The organism is Pseudomonas sp. E102 (assembly GCF_052660185.1).
Genome location: NZ_CP084025.1, coordinates 1,467,832 through 1,484,518, shown reverse-complemented (window position 1 = coordinate 1,484,518; position 16,687 = coordinate 1,467,832). Strand labels below are relative to the sequence as shown.

Below are 16,687 nucleotides of genomic sequence, written 5' to 3'. Positions count from 1 at the left end.
AAAGCCCCCCTGACCAGATCGCTACGCCCGCACCAGCATGAACACTGCCACCCCCAGGCAAACCCCGGCAAACCCCACCTGCAACGCCCGCGCCGGTACCTTCGCGCAGAACCGTCGCCCCAGGATCATCCCGACGATACTCGCCGCAATGAACGCCGCCCCAACCCGGTCGATGCTCACCCCGGCATGAAACGCGCCGACCACGCCAATCAACGAAACCAGGCTGATGACCATCAAGGATGTGGCGACGATGCCGCGCATCTGCACGTCGGTAAGTTGCTTGAATGCCGGCACGATCAAGAAACCGCCGCCCACGCCCAGCAAACCTGAGACCATTCCCGTGACCGCGCCCAATGCCGACAGCGTGGCGGTGCAGCGCGGTGTCCAGGCCAGCCGCCCGGTCTGGCGATCGAGCATGCAATTCTTTTGGCCCCAGCTGGCCGCGCCGTGATCGCTGGGGCCCGGCTGCGAGGTTTCCCGGCGCAGCATGCGCGCCGCCACCAGCACCATCAGCAGGCTGAACAGGACCATCAGGATTTTTTCCGAAAGCTGGTGGGCGAAGTAAATGCCCACTGGCGAGAACACAGCGCCCAGCAAGGCGATTAACAGCGCCGCGCGGTAACGCACCAGGCCATGGCGCAAGCCATCGATGGCGCCCACCGCCGCCGCGCTGCCCACCGCGAACAGTGCCACCGGCGCGGCCTGGGTCATGCTCCAGCCCAGGCCCAACACCAGGGCCGGGACGGCCAGGATACCTCCGCCCGCCCCCGTCAGGCCAAGAACCAGGCCCATCACCACACCGAAAAAACTTGCCAGTAACATAGGGGTCTCTCAAGCCGCGCACGTCTGTTGTCAGGCGTGATCGCATTTGCAGGACGCGGTGGCCCTCACTTAAGCTGCGGACCATATGTCGTAAATCTTGCGCATTGCAACCGCTTCTTCTTGCACAGGTCCGCTGCCATGCCCGCGCAGATCCAAAGCTTCCTCGATCCCGCTTCAAAGACCTACACCTACGTGGTTTACGAACACGACGGCGGGCAATGCGCGGTGGTCGACCCGGTGCTCGACTACGATCCGGCATCGGGCCGCAGCGGTACCGCACAGGCTGATCGAGTGATCGCTTATGTGCGCGAACATCAATTGACGGTGCAATGGCTGTTGGAAACCCATGCCCATGCTGATCACCTGTCCGCCGCGCCTTATCTGCGCCGGGAACTGGGCGGCAAGATTGCCATCGGCGAATCCATCGGCCAGGTGCAGGACGTGTTCAAGGCCCTGTTCAACCTGGAACCACACTTCGCCGTCGACGGTTCGCAGTTCGACCACCTGTTCGCGGCCGACGAGTCCTTCCTGATCGGCAATCTCAAGGCCACCGCCCTGCACGTGCCTGGCCACACCCCGGCGGACATGGCCTACCTGATCGATGGCGACGTGATCCTGGTGGGCGACACGCTGTTCATGCCCGACGTGGGCACCGCCCGTTGCGACTTCCCGGGCGGCAATGCCCGTCAGCTTTACGCCTCGATCCGCAAGCTGTTGGCCTTCCCGGCGGGCGTGCGGCTGTATGTGTGTCATGACTATCCACCGGAGGAACGCGAGCCCCAGTGCGTAAGTACCGTGGGTGAACAACGCCAGCACAATATTCATGTCCGCGATGGGATTGATGAAGCCGCGTTCGTGGCCATGCGTACCCAGCGCGACAAGACATTAGGCATGCCAACGTTGCTGTTGCCGGCGATCCAGGTGAATGTGCGAGCCGGCCACCTGCCGCCGGCCGAGGGCAATGGCGTGACCTACCTGAAGATTCCGATCAACCAGCTCTAAGGTCGCCACCTATCCAATGTGGGAGCGAGCCTGCTCGCGATAGCGGTGGGTCTGCTTACATCAGAGCTGAATATGCCGACGCCATCGCGAGCAGGCTCGCTCCCACAGGGTTCAGCGGTGATCGCAGAACTCGACCAACAGTACAATCCGATGTGGGAGCGAGCTTGCTCGCGATGGCGGTGGGTCAGGCAACAATGAGCCGTCAGAAACCCACAACTCCCCTGTAGGAGCTGCCGAAGACTGCGATCCTTTGATTTTCAGGTACCCAAGGTCAACCCATTGGCCGGCAACGGCAACGCAGTCTTGTAGCGCACCTGCTTGAGCGCAAAGCTCGAGCGGATGTTCGCCACGCCCGGGACCTTGGTCAAAAAGTCCATCATGAACCGCTCCAGCGACTGAATGGTCGGCACCAACACACGGATCAGGTAATCAGGATCGCCGGCCATCAGGTAGCACTCCATGACCTCCGGCCGGTCGGAGATCGCTTCCTCGAAGTGCTGCAACGCCTCTTCCACCTGCTTCTCCAGGCTGACATGGATAAACACGTTGACGTGCAACCCCAGCAAGTCGGCGTCCAGCAGCGTGACCTGCTCGCGGATCACCCCCAGCTCTTCCATGGCTCGGACGCGGTTGAAGCATGGCGTCGGTGACAGATTGACCGAGCGAGCGAGATCGGCGTTGGTGATCCGGGCGTTGTCCTGAAGGCTGTTCAGAATGCCGATATCGGTGCGATCCAATTTGCGCATGAGGCAAAATTTCCTGTTTTTTATCGTTGTGCAGATTTTTTATCTGCAAATGATCTCAACAGCAAGGCAACAGAGAAAAATATTCTTCTTCGTCGAGCCTATGATTGTTGTAGGACAATTTCCCACCTACCCAGGGAAATTCGTCAGCTAGCGCGCCCACTACAAGAAATTCACAAGATCGAGCGTAGAAAGCCATGAACCCAGCGTACGAACCGCTACGCCTGCACGTCCCAGAACCCTCGGGCCGTCCCGGCTGCAAGACCGACTTTTCCTATCTGCATCTGTCCGATGCCGGCACGGTGCGCAAACCTCCCATCGACGTCGAACCCGCCGACACCGCTGACCTGGCCCGCAGCCTGATCCGCGTGCTCGATGACCAGGGCAATGCCTTGGGCGAGTGGGCTGCGGACATCCCCGTCGAGATCCTGCGCAAGGGCATGCGGGCCATGCTCAAGACGCGCATCTACGACAACCGCATGGTCGTCGCCCAGCGCCAGAAAAAAATGTCGTTCTACATGCAAAGCCTTGGCGAAGAAGCCATCGGCAGCGCCCAGGCCTTGGCATTGAACATTGACGACATGTGCTTCCCCACCTACCGCCAGCAAAGCATCCTGATGGCCCGGGAAGTGCCGCTGGTGGACCTGATCTGCCAACTGCTGTCCAACGAGCGCGACCCGCTCAAAGGCCGGCAATTGCCGATCATGTATTCGGTCAAGGACGCCGGCTTCTTCACCATTTCCGGTAACCTCGCCACGCAATTCATCCAGGGCGTGGGCTGGGGCATGGCTTCGGCGATCAAGGGCGATACCAAGATCGCCTCGGCCTGGATCGGTGACGGCGCCACCGCCGAATCGGACTTCCACACCGCCCTGACCTTCGCCCACGTCTACCGCGCCCCGGTGATTCTCAACGTGGTCAACAACCAGTGGGCGATTTCCACCTTCCAGGCCATTGCCGGCGGTGAAGCCACCACCTTCGCCGGGCGCGGCGTCGGCTGCGGCATCGCCTCCCTTCGCGTCGATGGCAACGATTTCATGGCGGTCTACGCCGCTTCGCGCTGGGCCGCCGAACGCGCCCGCCGCAACCTCGGCCCGGCGCTGATCGAATGGGTCACCTACCGCGCCGGCCCGCACTCCACTTCCGACGATCCTTCCAAATACCGCCCCGCCGATGACTGGAGCCATTTCCCGCTGGGCGATCCAATCGCCCGCCTCAAGCAGCACATGGTGAAGATCGGCCAGTGGTCCGAAGAAGAGCACGCGGCGGTCACCGCCGAACTCGAAGCCGAGGTGATCGCCGCGCAGAAAGAAGCCGAGCAGTACGGCACCCTCGCCGGCGGGCAGATTCCAAGCGCCGCGACCATGTTCGAAGACGTCTACAAAGAGATGCCGGAGCACTTGAAGCGCCAGCGTCAGCAGTTGGGGATCTGACATGAACGATCACAACAACAATATTGCGTTGGACACCGCCATGACCACTACCACCATGACCATGATCCAGGCTCTGCGCTCGGCCATGGACGTGATGCTCGAACGCGACGACAACGTCGTGGTGTTCGGCCAGGACGTGGGCTACTTCGGCGGCGTGTTCCGCTGCACCGAAGGCCTGCAGAACAAGTACGGCACTTCACGGGTGTTCGACGCACCGATTTCCGAAAGCGGCATCGTCGGCGTGGCGGTGGGCATGGGCGCCTATGGGCTGCGGCCGGTGGCCGAGATCCAGTTCGCCGACTACGTCTACCCGGCGTCGGACCAGATCATTTCCGAAGCGGCGCGCCTGCGCTATCGCTCGGCCGGCGAGTTCACCGCGCCGATGACCCTGCGCATGCCCTGCGGCGGCGGGATCTATGGCGGCCAGACCCACAGCCAGAGCATCGAGGCGATGTTCACCCAGGTCTGTGGCCTGCGCACCGTCATGCCGTCCAACCCCTACGACGCCAAGGGTCTGCTGATCGCCTCCATCGAGAACGATGACCCGGTGATCTTCCTCGAACCCAAGCGCCTGTATAACGGCCCGTTCGACGGCCACCATGACCGCCCTGTAACGCCATGGTCCAAGCATCCGCAGGCGCAAGTGCCGGACGGTTACTACACCGTGCCACTGGACGTCGCCGCCATCACCCGTCCGGGCAAGGACGTCACGGTGCTCACCTACGGCACCACGGTCTATGTCTCCCAAGTGGCGGCCGAAGAGACCGGCATCGACGCGGAAGTCATCGACCTGCGCAGCCTCTGGCCGCTGGACCTGGACACCATTGTCAAATCGGTGAAGAAAACCGGCCGTTGCGTGGTTGTCCACGAAGCCACCCGCACCTGCGGTTTCGGCGCCGAGCTGGTCTCGCTGGTGCAGGAACACTGCTTCCACCACCTGGAAGCGCCCATCGAGCGTGTCACCGGTTGGGACACCCCCTACCCGCATGCGCAGGAGTGGGCGTATTTCCCTGGGCCGTCCCGTGTGGGCGCGGCGTTGAAACGGGTCATGGAGGTCTGAATGGGCACGCACGTTATCAAGATGCCGGACATCGGCGAAGGCATCGCGGAAGTTGAGTTGTCGGTGTGGCACGTCAAGGTGGGCGACATGGTCGTCGAGGACCAGGTACTGGCCGACGTCATGACCGACAAAGCGATGGTGGATATCCCCTCGCCAGTGCATGGCCGGGTCATCGCCCTGGGTGGCGAGCCGGGTGAAGTCATGGCGGTGGGCAGCGAGCTGATCCGCATTGAAGTGGAAGGTGCGGGCAACCTGAAGGAGTCCTCGCAACCGGCTCCGGCTCCGGTTGCGGCTGCTGCTGCGCAAGCACCGAAGCCAGCGCCAGTGGCAACGCCTGAACCGGTGATGGCAAAAACCGCCGCACCCCGCTGCATCCCGCAAGCCCCCGTGGCACGTGACCCCGACGAGCGTCCACTGGCCTCGCCGGCCGTGCGCAAGCACGCATTGGACCTCGGTATCCAGCTGCGCCTGGTCCAGGGCAGCGGCCCTGCCGGGCGTATTTTGCATGAAGACCTGGAAGCCTATCTGGCCCAGGGGCCGTCGACCCAGGCCAAGGGCGGTTCGGGTTACGCCGAACGCCATGACGAGCAGCAGATCCCGGTGATCGGCATGCGCCGCAAGATTGCCCAGCGCATGCAGGAAGCAACTCAACGCGCCGCCCATTTCAGCTACGTCGAGGAAATCGACGTCACCGCGCTGGAAGAGCTGCGGGTTCACCTGAACGAAAAACACGGCGCCAGTCGCGGCAAGCTGACCTTGCTCCCCTTCCTCGTTCGCGCGTTGGTCGTGGCCCTGCGAGACTTCCCGCAGATGAACGCCCGTTATGACGACGAAGCCCAGGTCATCCATCGCTGCGGCGCAGTGCATGTCGGCGTTGCGACCCAGAGCGATGTCGGCCTGATGGTGCCCGTGGTGCGTCACGCCGAAGCCCGCAGCCTGTGGGACAGCGCGGCGGAGATCTCGCGCCTGGCCACGGCCGCCCGCAATGGCAAGGCCGGTCGCGATGAGCTGTCCGGCTCGACCATCACCCTGACCAGCCTCGGCGCGCTCGGCGGCATCGTCAGCACACCGGTGCTGAACCTGCCGGAAGTGGCGATCGTCGGCGTGAACAAGATCGTCGAGCGGCCTGTGGTGATCAAGGGGCAGATCGTGGTCCGCAAGATGATGAACCTCTCCAGTTCCTTCGATCACCGGGTGGTCGACGGCATGGACGCGGCGCAATTCATCCAGGCCCTGCGCGGCTTGCTCGAACAACCTGCCACCCTGTTTGTGGAGTAGGCGATGCAGACTTTGAACACCAAGCTATTGATCATCGGCGGCGGTCCCGGCGGCTACGTGGCGGCGATTCGCGCCGGCCAGCTGGGCATTGAAACGATCCTGGTGGAAGGCCAGGCGTTGGGCGGTACCTGCCTGAACATCGGCTGTATCCCGTCCAAGGCATTGATCCATGTGGCCGAGCAGTTTCACCAGACTCACCACCACAGCCAGGGCTCGGCCTTGGGTATCACAGTGTCGGCGCCAACCCTTGACATCGGCAAGAGCGTGGAATGGAAGGACGGCATTGTCGACCGCCTGACCACTGGTGTCGCCGCGTTGCTGAAGAAGAACAAGGTCCAGGTCATCCACGGCTGGGCCAGGGTCATCGACGGCAAGACCGTTGAGGTCGGCGACACGCGCATCCAGTGCGAGCACCTGCTGCTGGCTACCGGCTCGAAAAGCGTAGAACTGCCCATGCTGCCGATTGGAGGGCCGATCATCTCGTCCACTGAAGCCCTCGCCCCCACCTCGGTGCCCAAGCACCTGGTAGTGGTCGGCGGTGGTTATATCGGCCTGGAGCTGGGCATCGCCTATCGCAAGCTCGGCGCGCAAGTCAGCGTGGTCGAGGCCCAGGAGCGGATCCTGCCGGCCTACGACGGCGAACTGACCCAACCGGTACACGAGGCGCTCAAGCAGTTGGGCGTGAAGCTGTACCTCAAGCACAGCGTCGAAGGTTTCGATGCCCAGGGCAGCACTTTGCAGGTGCGTGATCCCAACGGCGACACGTTAAACCTGGACACTGACCGGGTGCTGGTGGCGGTTGGACGCAAACCCAACACCCAAGGCTGGAACCTTGAAGCCCTGGACCTGGCGATGAACGGCTCGGCGGTGAAGATCGACAACCATTGCCAGACCAGCATGCGCAACGTCTGGGCCATCGGCGACCTGAGCGGCGAACCGATGCTCGCCCACCGGGCCATGGCTCAGGGCGAGATGGTCGCCGAGCTGATCGCCGGTGAGCATCGCGAGTTCAACCCGACCGCCATCGCGGCGGTGTGCTTCACCGATCCGGAAGTGGTCGTAGTAGGCAAGACGCCGGACGAGGCCAAGGCTGCCGGGCTCGATTGCATCGTGTCGAGCTTCCCCTTTGCCGCCAACGGCCGGGCGATGACCTTGGAATCGAAAAGCGGTTTCGTGCGCGTCGTGGCGCGCCGGGACAATCACTTGATCGTCGGCTGGCAAGCGGTTGGCGTGGGGGTGTCGGAGCTGTCCACCGCGTTCGGCCAGTCCCTGGAAATGGGCGCGCGCCTGGAAGATATCGCCGGCACTATCCACGCCCATCCGACGCTGGGCGAAGCGGTGCAGGAAGCGGCGTTGCGGGCGTTGGGGCATGCGTTGCATTGTTAACGGCAGTTATCCCGTGGCGAGGGAGCTTGCTCCCGCTGGGCCGCGAAGCGGCCCTGAATCTGGCGACGGGTTTATTCAGTCACACCGCGTCTAACGGGTTACGACTGCTTCGCAGCCGAGCGGGAGCAAGCTCCCTCGCCACGGGGGAGTCGGCTGGAAATATCTCCTGCTCCTCATCGAGCAAGCTGCGAAACACCCCCGGAATGAAGTATTGTTGTCCCCATTCAAAACGTCAGAAGCCTTGAACCGTTTCGACGGTTGTCAGGAAATAGAGGGTGTCATGGGTAACGAGAGCATCAATTGGGACAAACTGGGCTTTGAATACATCAAGACCGACAAGCGCTACCTGTCGCATTGGCGCGATGGCGCCTGGGACGCGGGCACCCTGACCGAAGACAACGTACTGCACATCAGCGAGGGCTCCACCGCCCTGCACTACGGTCAGCAATGCTTCGAAGGCTTGAAGGCCTATCGCTGCAAGGACGGTTCGATCAACCTGTTCCGTCCGGACCAGAACGCCGCCCGCATGCAGCGCAGCTGCGCCCGCCTGCTGATGCCGCATGTCGACACCGAGCAGTTCGTAGAAGCCTGCAAGCAAGTGGTCCGCGCCAACGAGCGCTTCATCCCGCCGTACGGCACTGGCGGCGCGCTGTACCTGCGCCCGTTCGTGATCGGCGTGGGTGACAACATCGGCGTGCGCACCGCGCCCGAGTTCATCTTCTCGATCTTCTGCATCCCGGTCGGCGCCTACTTCAAGGGCGGCCTGACCCCGCACAACTTCCTGATCTCCAGCTTCGACCGTGCAGCCCCACAGGGCACCGGCGCGGCCAAGGTCGGCGGCAACTACGCCGCGAGCCTGATGCCCGGTTCCCAGGCCAAGAAGGCCAGCTTCGCCGACTGCATCTATCTGGATCCGCTGACCCATTCGAAAATCGAAGAAGTCGGCTCGGCCAACTTTTTTGGCATTACCCACGACAACAAATTCATCACCCCCAACTCCCCTTCGGTCCTGCCGGGCATCACCCGCCTGTCGCTGATCGAACTGGCGAAATCGCGCCTGGGCCTGGAAGTGATCGAAGGCGACGTGTTCATCGACAAGCTCTCGGATTTCAAGGAAGCCGGCGCCTGCGGTACCGCTGCGGTGATCACGCCGATTGGCGGCATCAGCTACAAGGACAAGCTGCACGTGTTCCACAGCGAAACCGAAGTCGGCCCGATCACTCAGAAGCTCTACAAAGAGCTGACCGGCGTGCAGACCGGCGACGTGGAAGCGCCCGCGGGTTGGATCGTCAAGGTTTGATCCAAGCCCCTCTGGTCAGCTGAATTTTTTCAGTAAAAAAGCCCACCCCTGTCATAGCAAGGGTGGGCTTTTATGCATCTGCGTTCAGTTACTCTTGCCGCAATACCGGCGATCGCCCCCAACGCTGGCGAAACCAACCGTAACCGCTTACCAGCAAGATCCCACTCAAAACCAGCGCAGCGCCAACGATAAAATTCGGCTCCAGCGGCTCATCCAGCAACCAGACGCCAAACCCGATGCCGAACAGAGGCGTCATGAACGACAGCACCCCCAATTGCGACGCCAGATACCGGCGTAGCAGGGAAAACCAGATCAGGAAGCTGGCGAAGGACACCAGCAACACCTGGAACGCCATGCTCGCAATAAGAGATGGCGTGGGGTTGATTGTCGTTTGCCCCAGCGCTGCCGACATGCCGATCAGCAGCACCCCGGCGCCCACCAACTGGTACAGCAGCGTCTGGCTGGCCGGCAGGTCCGTCAGCCGCGAACAGCGTACCGTCACGGTGGTCGCGCCCCACAGCGCGCCGGCCAGCAAGCCCATGCCATCGCCGAGCAACGAACTGCCGTTCGCCGCGCCCGAACCGCCGCTGAAGGCGACCACAATGCCGCCGAAGGCAACGGTGATGCCTAGCCATTGCGCCGGTTTGAGACGCTCGCTTGGCAACTTCCAGTGCAAACCGAGGGCGGCGAACATCGGTGCGGTGTAGAGGAAAATCACCATGTGCGAAGCCGTCGTGTGGCGCAGGCCCTCACCCACCATCACGAACTCCAGGGCGAACAACAACCCCACCAACAGGCCCGGGCGCCAACTGCCGTCGGTCAGGGACAGGCGTTTACCGCGCGCCAGCACCAACAGCCAGACCAGTACCGCGGCGATGGCCGAGCGCACCCCCAGTTGCAACATCGGCGCCATATCGGCGGCGCCGGCCTTGATCGCGACTTGCTGGAAACCCCAGATGGCACAGAGGCCGGTCATCAGGGCGATGACCTGACCATCCAGGGCACGGCGGGTGGTCATGGAAAGGTCCTCGGGCAAAAAAGAGATGAAAGGATTGTCGGCCTGACAGCTTTGCTGGATATAGTGATTACCCGACAAGCCATCCCGGTAATCCGCCATTGCGGTCGATATGCAGCCTCCAGCCCAACACTTGAAGATTCCTCCGTTCGACGCGGCGCTACCCTCGGCGATTTTCTTCCGCAGCGCCTGCATGCCGGCCCACGCCACGTATCCCCGGCACCGGCATGCCTGGGGAGAGTTCGTCTATTCCTACAGCGGTGTGATGGAAATCGAGATCGCCCAGCACCATTACCTGGCGCCCCCGCAATACGGCATCTGGCTGCCGCCGGACATGGAACACGTGGGCTTCAATCGGCATGAAGCCTGCCATTGCTCGTTGTACCTGGCGGCCGAGCTGTGCGGTGCGCTGCCAGCCGTCCCCTGCGCGCTGACCCTGAGCCCGCTGATCCGCGCGTTGCTGGAAGAACTGCGCAGCGACCCGCCGAGCCAGCCACAGACGCCCGAACAGCAGCGCTTGTTGCAAGTGCTGGTGGACAAGCTGACGCAGGCGCCCCACGTCGGCAGTTACCTGCCCTCTTCGGATGATCCGCTGCTGGGTCCGGTGTTGCGGGCCTTGGAGGCCAATCCCAGCGACCCGCGCTCCTTGCCGCAACTGGCTCGCGCCGCCAACACCACCGAGCGCACACTGATGCGCCGGGCCCAGCGGGACCTGGGCATGTCCTTGGTGGAATGGCGCCAGCGCCTGAAAGTCATCGAGGCCCTGGCCCTGCTCGAACGTGGTCAGAGCGTGGAAACCATTGGCCTGGACCTGGGCTACAGCAGCGCCTCGGCGTTCATCAGCATGTTCCGCAAAATGATGGGCACCACGCCGGATGAATATCGGCGCCGCCATATGACTGCATGAATGAGCGGCCGCCTTCGCGAGCAGGCTCGCTCCCACAGGAAATCTCGGATGGTCTTGAGTGTTGTGTTCAACGCAAGTCCATCGTGGGAGCGAGCCTGCTCGCGATGGCGGTGGGTCAGCTTGCACAAGGATTGAATGTGACGCCGTCATCGCGGGCGAGCCCGCTCCCACAGTTGATCTCGGGTGGTCTTGAGTGTTGTGTTCAGCGCAAATCCACTGTGGGAGCGAGCTTGCTCGCGATGGCGGTGGGTCAGCTTGCACAAGGATTGAATGTGACGCCGTCATCGCGGGCGAGCCCGCTCCCACAGTTGATCTCGGGTGGTCTTGAGTGTTGTGCTCAGCGCAAATCCATTGTGGGAGCGAGCCTGCTCGCGATGGCGCCAGTCGATATGGCATCGAATTCCGCATCGATCCCAAACCGCCCTGCCATTTCCTTGCGACCGCTGGCCGTCAACCCCAGCGCCCGGCTGTCCAGGTCCTGGACCAGCCATTTGCGCTTGATCGCCAGTTGCAGCAACGCCGCCCCCAAGGCACCGCCCAGGTGCGGCCGGCGCATGCTCCAGTCCAGGCATGGGCAGGCGAAACGGCGTCGTTGGGCCGTCAATGCCTGCACATCGATACCCAAGCCTTCGAACAGCGCCTCACCCGTTTCACTCAGCCGATACCCTTGGCCGTCCACCTCGACCAGCCATCCGGCTTCGAGCAAGCGGTCGTGCAGCCGCACCGCTAGGGTGCCCGCCATATGGTCGTAACAGGTGCGAGCAAACTGCAGGCGATCCGGCGTACGTGGGGTGAAGGTCGGCGCGGCGTCCTGGCCGATCACCATCAACGCCTCGAGGGCAGCGGCCACGCGTTTGTCGGCGAGGCTGTAATAACGATGACGGCCCTGCACATGCAAGCGCACCAGCGCCGACTCCTTGAGCTTCGCCAGGTGGGCGCTGGCGGTGGAGGCACTGACATCGGCGATGCTTGCCAACTCCGTGCTGGTGCGGGCGTGGCCGTCCATCAGCGCGCAGAGCATTCGAGTGCGGGCCGGTTCGGCAATGGCCGCGGCCACCTGGGACACGCCCACATCGTGTTGCTCTGCGTTCATATTTCGCTCCCGGACGAATCAAGCCATGCGTCGACTGGAGATAGTAGCAGCACTCTCCCCGCACGAACGAGGCAACCATCATGGACCCGATCACCGCCGCGACACACGCCGATCCCTACCCATATTATTCGACCCTTCGCGCCAACGGCGGGCTGGACTTCGACCCACACTTGAATATCTGGGTCGCTAGCAGCGCCGAAGCGGTGTGCGCGGTCTTGCATCATCCCGACTGCCACGTGCGCCCCGCCCACGAGCCGGTGCCGAAGGCGATTGCCGAGGGGCCTGCCGGCCGAGTGTTCGGGCGCCTGATGCGGATGAACGAAGGTGAACGACAACGCTGCCCGAGGGCGGCCATCGCGCCGAGGTTGCAGGACATCGATCCCCGCCAGGTCGAGGCGCCGGTGAAGGCGCGCTTGCTCAGACATGGCGCCGAAGGCGTGCGCCAGGCGCAGTTCAGCGGCCCGGTCAGCGTGGTGGCGCAACTGCTGGGTTTCAATCCGACGGACAGTCACCTGATCAGCGAGCTGACGGGTGATTTCGTCGCCTGCCTGTCGCCCCTGAGCCAAGCTCCACAACTGGAGGTCGCCCACCGGGCCAGCGAGCAACTGGCAAGGCTTTTCCAGGAGCGGATCGTCGCGCGAGACAGTCAGTTATTGAACGGCATCTGCCAGGGCTTCGAAGACGCCGACCCAGACAGCCGGACCGCCAACCTGATCGGCTTGCTTTCGCAAACCCATGAGGCCACCGCAGGCCTGATCGGTAACGCATTGTTGGCGTTGATCCGTGATCCCGCGCTACATCAAGTGCTCCGGGACGACCCCACGCAGATCAACTCATTATTGGCCGAAGTCCAACGTTTCGACCCAGCCGTGCAGAACACCCGACGTTTCATCGCCGCGCCCTGCGAGATCCTTGGCGCTGCGCTGTCCCAGGGAGACGCAGTCCTGGTGCTGCTAGCCGCGGCCAACCGCGACCCGCAGCTCAACCCAGCGCCCGACACCCTGCTGTTGGATCGCCCGAATCGGCGCAGTTTCAGCTTCGGCAGCGGCCGCCACGAATGTCCAGGCCAGGCCCTGGCGATGGACATCGCCCGCGCATCCCTGGAGGCAATCCTGGAACGCACGCCGTGCCTGGATCAACTGGCCTGGCACTACCGCCCCTCGACCAACGGACGGATCCCGCTGTTCAGCGACCGGTCATGAACGAAGGCGTCTCAATCGTCCCGCGTCAGGACTTCCAGCAACTCGATTTCAAAGCTGAGATTGGCGTTGGGCTTGATGTGGGCGCCCACGGACCGTTCACCGTAGGCCAGGTGCGCCGGTACCCAGAGTTTGCGCTTGCCGCCGACCTTCATGCCCATCAATCCGATATCCCAGCCCTTGATGACCCGGCCAGTGCCGATCACGCATTGGAAGGGTTTGCCGCGACTGTGGGATGAATCGAACTCTGTACCGTCTTCGAGGGTGCCGCGATATTGGGTGGTAATCAGCGCGCCTTTGACTACGCTTTTGCCGTCGCCCTCTCTTAAGTCGATGATTTGCAACTCGTCATTCATGGCGTTATTCCCGTGTGATCCAGGCGCGGGGTTTTCGCAGATATCTGCGCGACAGGCAACCTTTTGCGGCAAAGGGAACCGCAACAACCACTGTGGTTCACATGGGTATCGACCCTGCCTTTCAGATAAGGATTTTCTGATGATCGACTCACGCCCGCTCCACGGCTTCATTCCGCCTTACATCCTCAACCGCATTATCGCCCATGGCTCCGAGCAGCAGCGTTCCAGCGCCCTCGGCACCCTGACTCATGTCAAGAACCTGCGCCACAACCCAGGCCCTCCCAGCAACCCACCCGCGTCCGCCAAGCTGCCCAAGCCCGGCAAGGCCGGCCAACCACAGCGCAGCATCCACGACGCCCAGAACGGCATGGAACTGCCAGGCCAACCGGTGCGCCTGGAGGGTCAATCGCCCAGTGGCGACCCGGCGGTGGACGAAGCGTACGACGCCCTCGGCGCGACCTATGACTTTTTCTGGAGGGTGCTGGAGCGTGACTCCATCGATAACAAGGGGTTTGCCCTGGTCGGCAGCGTGCATTACGGCCAGGACTACGAAAACGCCTTTTGGAACGGCGCGCAGATGGTGTTCGGCGACGGCGATGGCGAGATCTTCCAGCGCTTCACCCGCTCCCTCGACGTCGTGGCCCACGAGTTGGCCCACGGCGTCACCGAAAGCGAAGCGGGCTTGATCTATGCCAACCAGTCCGGCGCATTGAACGAATCGATTTCCGATGTGTTCGGGGTACTGGTCAAGCAATTCGTACTGGGCCAGACCGCCGAGCAGGCCGACTGGTTGATCGGCGCGGACCTGCTCACCGACAAGATCAACGGTGATGGTTTGCGCAGCATGTCCAACCCCGGCACCGCTTACGATGACCCGCTGCTGGGCAAGGATCCCCAGCCGGCGCACATGCGCGAGTTCGTCATCACCCGCGAGGACAACGGCGGCGTGCACATCAACTCCGGCATTCCCAACCGGGCCTTTTATCTGGTGGCGACGGCGCTGGGCGGATTCGCTTGGGAAAAGGCCGGGAAAATCTGGTATGACACCTTGTGCGACAGGCAACTGGCCAACGACGCGTCCTTCAGCGCGTTTGCTCGCCTGACCATTGAGCACGCCCGCCAGCGTTTCGGCGAACGGGAAGTCAAAGCCGTCCAGGACGGCTGGGCACAGGTGGGTGTCGACCTGAACGAGGAGAACGGATGAAAACCCTGCCAGACCTTGATGACAAAGCGGTCGTAAAGCTGTCGCGCCAGGGCGGCGTGGCAGCCATCCATGCCCTGACCCGGCCCCGGGAAATCGAGTTCGCCCAATGCGACATCGACCAACGCACGCGCATCTGCTCGGTGCTGGAGGGGTGCCTGCCGCTCACCTCTTCCACCCCTGGCCGCGGCGACCAGCGTTATTTCCAGATCGAGGTGCGTTACCGGGCCAACGACCAGGACGACGAAATGGTGCTGCAAGTGCCCGAGGACCGGGCACCTGGCGAGTTGGTTCATCTGTGGGATAAAGGCGAAGTGCTTTAGTGCTTTAGCGTGTCGCCGGGACGATCTTGACGATTGCGCCGGACACGGTTTCGATCAGCAGGTACTTATCGTCGATATGCACCCATTGCTGCTCTTCTGTCGGCTGCTCGAGCTTTTTCTGCTTCCAGTCTTTCATGGCCCTGTCCGAGCGCTGGTAGTCCGCCGGGACCCGGTCGTTTTCCACCAGCCGGCGGCCATTGCTTGGCGAATGCTCCAGGGCGTCTCCGGTTTTCTCGACGGCTTGCGCGACAGGCCCAAAGGCTCCGAGGCCGGCGATCAAGACGAGGCTGGCGATGAGGGTGGGTTTGCGCATAGAAGAACTCCAATTAATTCAAGGTACTGAATCTGGGACTTCGGCGACGGCGAATCATTCCTTTTACTGTTGCTTCTGAAGGCCCCATTCCCATGTGCCGGCTATGGCATAGTGGCGAGCCTTGGCCCAACACCCACCGGACGGACCCAACATGAGCACCACCACCTCTTCTCCAGCCCTCAAGGAAATCTTCAACAACGCCCGCCTGGAACACATCGCCACCGAAATGCGCGCGGTGTACCCGGCGTTCGATGCCAAGGCGTTCCTGGACATGGCCAACGATGGGCTGGCGCAGTTGTCGGTGATGCAGCGCATGGCGCGGGTCAGCGAGTGTCTGCATACGGTCTTGCCGCTGGATTACGAATCATCGCTCGAAGTACTGCGTGCCCTGGCGCCGCGTTTGAACAGCATGTTCGTGAGCATGTTCCTGCCGCACTACGTGGCGTCGTACGGTCGGCATGCCTTCGAGGCGTCCATGGACGCGCTCAAGTATTTCACCCGGTTCGGCTCCGCGGAATTCGCCGTGCGGCATTTCCTGCGCGATGACCTGGCAGGTACTTTAGAAGTGATGCATGAATGGGCACTGGACGCCAACGAGCACGTGCGCCGCCTCGCCAGCGAAGGCAGCCGCCCGCGCCTGCCCTGGTCATTCCATCTGGAGCCGATCCAGGCCAACCCGGAACTCGCCGCCGCCATCCTCGATGCGCTCAAGGCCGACGACAGCCTGTACGTGCGCAAATCCGTCGCCAACCACCTGAACGATGTGACCAAGCAGCATCCCGACTGGGTCCTTGACCGCATCGAAGGCTGGCCGCTCCAGGAGCGCCACACCGCCTGGATCGCCCGGCATGCCCTGCGCAGCTTGATCAAGCAAGGTAACCCCCGGGCGCTGGCGGTCATCGGAGCGGGAGGTAAGGCGCAGGTCGAGGTCTCGGATCTGCAAGTGCTGCCGGCGGTGATTCGCCTGGGCGAGCAGGTCACGTTGTCGTTCAAGGTGCAATCGACTTGTCCCGAGAACCAACGCTTGGTGATCGATTATGCGATCGATTACGTAAAAGCCTCGGGCGGTACGTCGGCCAAGGTGTTTAAACTCAGGACCTTCGACCTGCCCGCCCTGGCGTGCGCCAACCTCAGCCGCTCCCAGCACATCCGCGAGCTGACCACGCGCCGACACTATGAGGGCCGGCATGCGGTACATGTGCTGATCAATGGCGAGCGGCTGGGCAGCACCGCGTTCGACATCGTCCCCTGAGCAA

17 protein-coding genes are annotated in these 16,687 nt (G+C 62.7%); 11 read left to right on the top strand and 6 right to left on the bottom strand.

The genetic code is table 11. The annotated features are described in order from the left end of the window. Nucleotides 1-21 precede the first annotated feature (21 nt). Nucleotides 22-822 (bottom strand): sulfite exporter TauE/SafE family protein, encoded by an 801-nt coding sequence (locus tag DOCECA_RS06885; protein WP_434563549.1) that lies wholly within the window; start codon nt 820-822, stop codon nt 22-24. Between the two features lie 138 nt (nt 823-960). On the opposite strand from DOCECA_RS06885, the gene DOCECA_RS06880 reads away from it, so the two are divergent. Then, entirely contained in the window at nt 961-1,824 is an 864-nt protein-coding gene (locus DOCECA_RS06880) for an MBL fold metallo-hydrolase (RefSeq protein WP_434650715.1), read from the top strand. A 257-nt stretch (nt 1,825-2,081) separates the two neighbouring features. Here the strand turns inward: DOCECA_RS06880 and bkdR are convergent, their stop codons facing one another. Beyond that, nucleotides 2,082-2,570, bottom strand: coding sequence for a Bkd operon transcriptional regulator BkdR (bkdR, locus tag DOCECA_RS06875; RefSeq protein WP_420764468.1), 489 nt, complete (start codon nt 2,568-2,570; stop codon nt 2,082-2,084). 194 nt (nt 2,571-2,764) lie between these two features. Between bkdR and DOCECA_RS06870 the strand changes: the two genes are divergently transcribed. From DOCECA_RS06870 to DOCECA_RS06850, 5 genes are all read left to right on the top strand, one after another. Beyond that, nucleotides 2,765-4,000, top strand: coding sequence for a 3-methyl-2-oxobutanoate dehydrogenase (2-methylpropanoyl-transferring) subunit alpha (locus DOCECA_RS06870; RefSeq protein WP_434610886.1), 1,236 nt, complete (start codon nt 2,765-2,767; stop codon nt 3,998-4,000). Nucleotide 4,001: 1 nt separating this feature from the next. Next, the gene (locus tag DOCECA_RS06865) at nt 4,002-5,060 is read left to right on the top strand and encodes an alpha-ketoacid dehydrogenase subunit beta (protein ID WP_305500321.1); all 1,059 of its coding nucleotides are present in this window, start codon (nt 4,002-4,004) and stop codon (nt 5,058-5,060) included. Next, nucleotides 5,061-6,338: a dihydrolipoamide acetyltransferase family protein gene (locus tag DOCECA_RS06860; RefSeq protein WP_434650711.1), complete on the top strand. Its 1,278-nt coding sequence runs from the start codon at nt 5,061-5,063 to the stop codon at nt 6,336-6,338. Nucleotides 6,339-6,341: 3 nt separating this feature from the next. Continuing rightward, nucleotides 6,342-7,724 carry a dihydrolipoyl dehydrogenase gene (lpdA, locus tag DOCECA_RS06855; protein WP_434610882.1) on the top strand — a complete coding sequence of 461 codons (1,383 nt, stop codon included), beginning with the start codon at nt 6,342-6,344 and terminating at the stop codon, nt 7,722-7,724. 280 nt (nt 7,725-8,004) lie between these two features. Continuing rightward, complete coding sequence (locus tag DOCECA_RS06850; RefSeq protein WP_445571646.1) at nt 8,005-9,024, top strand: branched-chain amino acid aminotransferase; 1,020 nt, start codon at nt 8,005-8,007, stop codon at nt 9,022-9,024. Between the two features lie 88 nt (nt 9,025-9,112). Here DOCECA_RS06850 and DOCECA_RS06845 read toward each other — a convergent pair whose 3' ends face one another. After that, the gene (locus DOCECA_RS06845) at nt 9,113-10,042 is read right to left on the bottom strand and encodes a DMT family transporter (protein WP_434650707.1); all 930 of its coding nucleotides are present in this window, start codon (nt 10,040-10,042) and stop codon (nt 9,113-9,115) included. A gap of 109 nt (nt 10,043-10,151) precedes the next feature. Between DOCECA_RS06845 and DOCECA_RS06840 the strand changes: the two genes are divergently transcribed. After that, on the top strand, nt 10,152-10,946 hold the full coding sequence (locus DOCECA_RS06840) for an AraC family transcriptional regulator (protein ID WP_420764474.1): 795 nt from the start codon (nt 10,152-10,154) through the stop codon (nt 10,944-10,946). A 337-nt stretch (nt 10,947-11,283) separates the two neighbouring features. Here DOCECA_RS06840 and DOCECA_RS06835 read toward each other — a convergent pair whose 3' ends face one another. Next, on the bottom strand, nt 11,284-12,039 hold the full coding sequence (locus DOCECA_RS06835) for an ArsR/SmtB family transcription factor (RefSeq protein ID WP_434650705.1): 756 nt from the start codon (nt 12,037-12,039) through the stop codon (nt 11,284-11,286). A gap of 80 nt (nt 12,040-12,119) precedes the next feature. Between DOCECA_RS06835 and DOCECA_RS06830 the strand changes: the two genes are divergently transcribed. Beyond that, nucleotides 12,120-13,241, top strand: coding sequence for a cytochrome P450 (locus DOCECA_RS06830; protein ID WP_445571645.1), 1,122 nt, complete (start codon nt 12,120-12,122; stop codon nt 13,239-13,241). Between the two features lie 11 nt (nt 13,242-13,252). On the opposite strand, the gene DOCECA_RS06825 is transcribed toward DOCECA_RS06830, so the two are convergent. Continuing rightward, complete coding sequence (locus tag DOCECA_RS06825) at nt 13,253-13,594, bottom strand: FKBP-type peptidyl-prolyl cis-trans isomerase (RefSeq protein ID WP_445571644.1); 342 nt, start codon at nt 13,592-13,594, stop codon at nt 13,253-13,255. 139 nt (nt 13,595-13,733) lie between these two features. On the opposite strand from DOCECA_RS06825, the gene DOCECA_RS06820 reads away from it, so the two are divergent. Then, nucleotides 13,734-14,798 (top strand): M4 family metallopeptidase, encoded by a 1,065-nt coding sequence (locus tag DOCECA_RS06820; RefSeq protein ID WP_420764478.1) that lies wholly within the window; start codon nt 13,734-13,736, stop codon nt 14,796-14,798. Then, nucleotides 14,795-15,118 carry a protealysin inhibitor emfourin gene (locus DOCECA_RS06815; RefSeq protein WP_420764479.1) on the top strand — a complete coding sequence of 108 codons (324 nt, stop codon included), beginning with the start codon at nt 14,795-14,797 and terminating at the stop codon, nt 15,116-15,118. The genes DOCECA_RS06820 and DOCECA_RS06815 overlap by 4 nt, the downstream gene beginning before the upstream one ends. A 4-nt stretch (nt 15,119-15,122) precedes the next feature. Here the strand turns inward: DOCECA_RS06815 and DOCECA_RS06810 are convergent, their stop codons facing one another. Further along, nucleotides 15,123-15,431, bottom strand: coding sequence for an RcnB family protein (locus DOCECA_RS06810; protein ID WP_434563525.1), 309 nt, complete (start codon nt 15,429-15,431; stop codon nt 15,123-15,125). A 151-nt stretch (nt 15,432-15,582) separates the two neighbouring features. On the opposite strand from DOCECA_RS06810, the gene DOCECA_RS06805 reads away from it, so the two are divergent. Beyond that, complete coding sequence (locus DOCECA_RS06805) at nt 15,583-16,683, top strand: DNA alkylation repair protein (protein ID WP_445571643.1); 1,101 nt, start codon at nt 15,583-15,585, stop codon at nt 16,681-16,683. Nucleotides 16,684-16,687 lie beyond the last annotated feature (4 nt).

Bases quoted from the DNA above. Each gene is read 5' to 3' on its own strand.
- DOCECA_RS06885 (WP_434563549.1), bottom strand. From the start codon at position 822: ATGTTACTGGCAAGTTTTTTCGGTGTGGTGATGGGCCTGGTTCTTGGC.
- DOCECA_RS06880 (WP_434650715.1), top strand. From the start codon at position 961: ATGCCCGCGCAGATCCAAAGCTTCCTCGATCCCGCTTCAAAGACCTAC.
- bkdR (WP_420764468.1), bottom strand. From the start codon at position 2,570: ATGCGCAAATTGGATCGCACCGATATCGGCATTCTGAACAGCCTTCAG.
- DOCECA_RS06870 (WP_434610886.1), top strand. From the start codon at position 2,765: ATGAACCCAGCGTACGAACCGCTACGCCTGCACGTCCCAGAACCCTCG.
- DOCECA_RS06865 (WP_305500321.1), top strand. From the start codon at position 4,002: ATGAACGATCACAACAACAATATTGCGTTGGACACCGCCATGACCACT.
- DOCECA_RS06860 (WP_434650711.1), top strand. From the start codon at position 5,061: ATGGGCACGCACGTTATCAAGATGCCGGACATCGGCGAAGGCATCGCG.
- lpdA (WP_434610882.1), top strand. From the start codon at position 6,342: ATGCAGACTTTGAACACCAAGCTATTGATCATCGGCGGCGGTCCCGGC.
- DOCECA_RS06850 (WP_445571646.1), top strand. From the start codon at position 8,005: ATGGGTAACGAGAGCATCAATTGGGACAAACTGGGCTTTGAATACATC.
- DOCECA_RS06845 (WP_434650707.1), bottom strand. From the start codon at position 10,042: ATGACCACCCGCCGTGCCCTGGATGGTCAGGTCATCGCCCTGATGACC.
- DOCECA_RS06840 (WP_420764474.1), top strand. From the start codon at position 10,152: ATGCAGCCTCCAGCCCAACACTTGAAGATTCCTCCGTTCGACGCGGCG.
- DOCECA_RS06835 (WP_434650705.1), bottom strand. From the start codon at position 12,039: ATGAACGCAGAGCAACACGATGTGGGCGTGTCCCAGGTGGCCGCGGCC.
- DOCECA_RS06830 (WP_445571645.1), top strand. From the start codon at position 12,120: ATGGACCCGATCACCGCCGCGACACACGCCGATCCCTACCCATATTAT.
- DOCECA_RS06825 (WP_445571644.1), bottom strand. From the start codon at position 13,594: ATGAATGACGAGTTGCAAATCATCGACTTAAGAGAGGGCGACGGCAAA.
- DOCECA_RS06820 (WP_420764478.1), top strand. From the start codon at position 13,734: ATGATCGACTCACGCCCGCTCCACGGCTTCATTCCGCCTTACATCCTC.
- DOCECA_RS06815 (WP_420764479.1), top strand. From the start codon at position 14,795: ATGAAAACCCTGCCAGACCTTGATGACAAAGCGGTCGTAAAGCTGTCG.
- DOCECA_RS06810 (WP_434563525.1), bottom strand. From the start codon at position 15,431: ATGCGCAAACCCACCCTCATCGCCAGCCTCGTCTTGATCGCCGGCCTC.
- DOCECA_RS06805 (WP_445571643.1), top strand. From the start codon at position 15,583: ATGAGCACCACCACCTCTTCTCCAGCCCTCAAGGAAATCTTCAACAAC.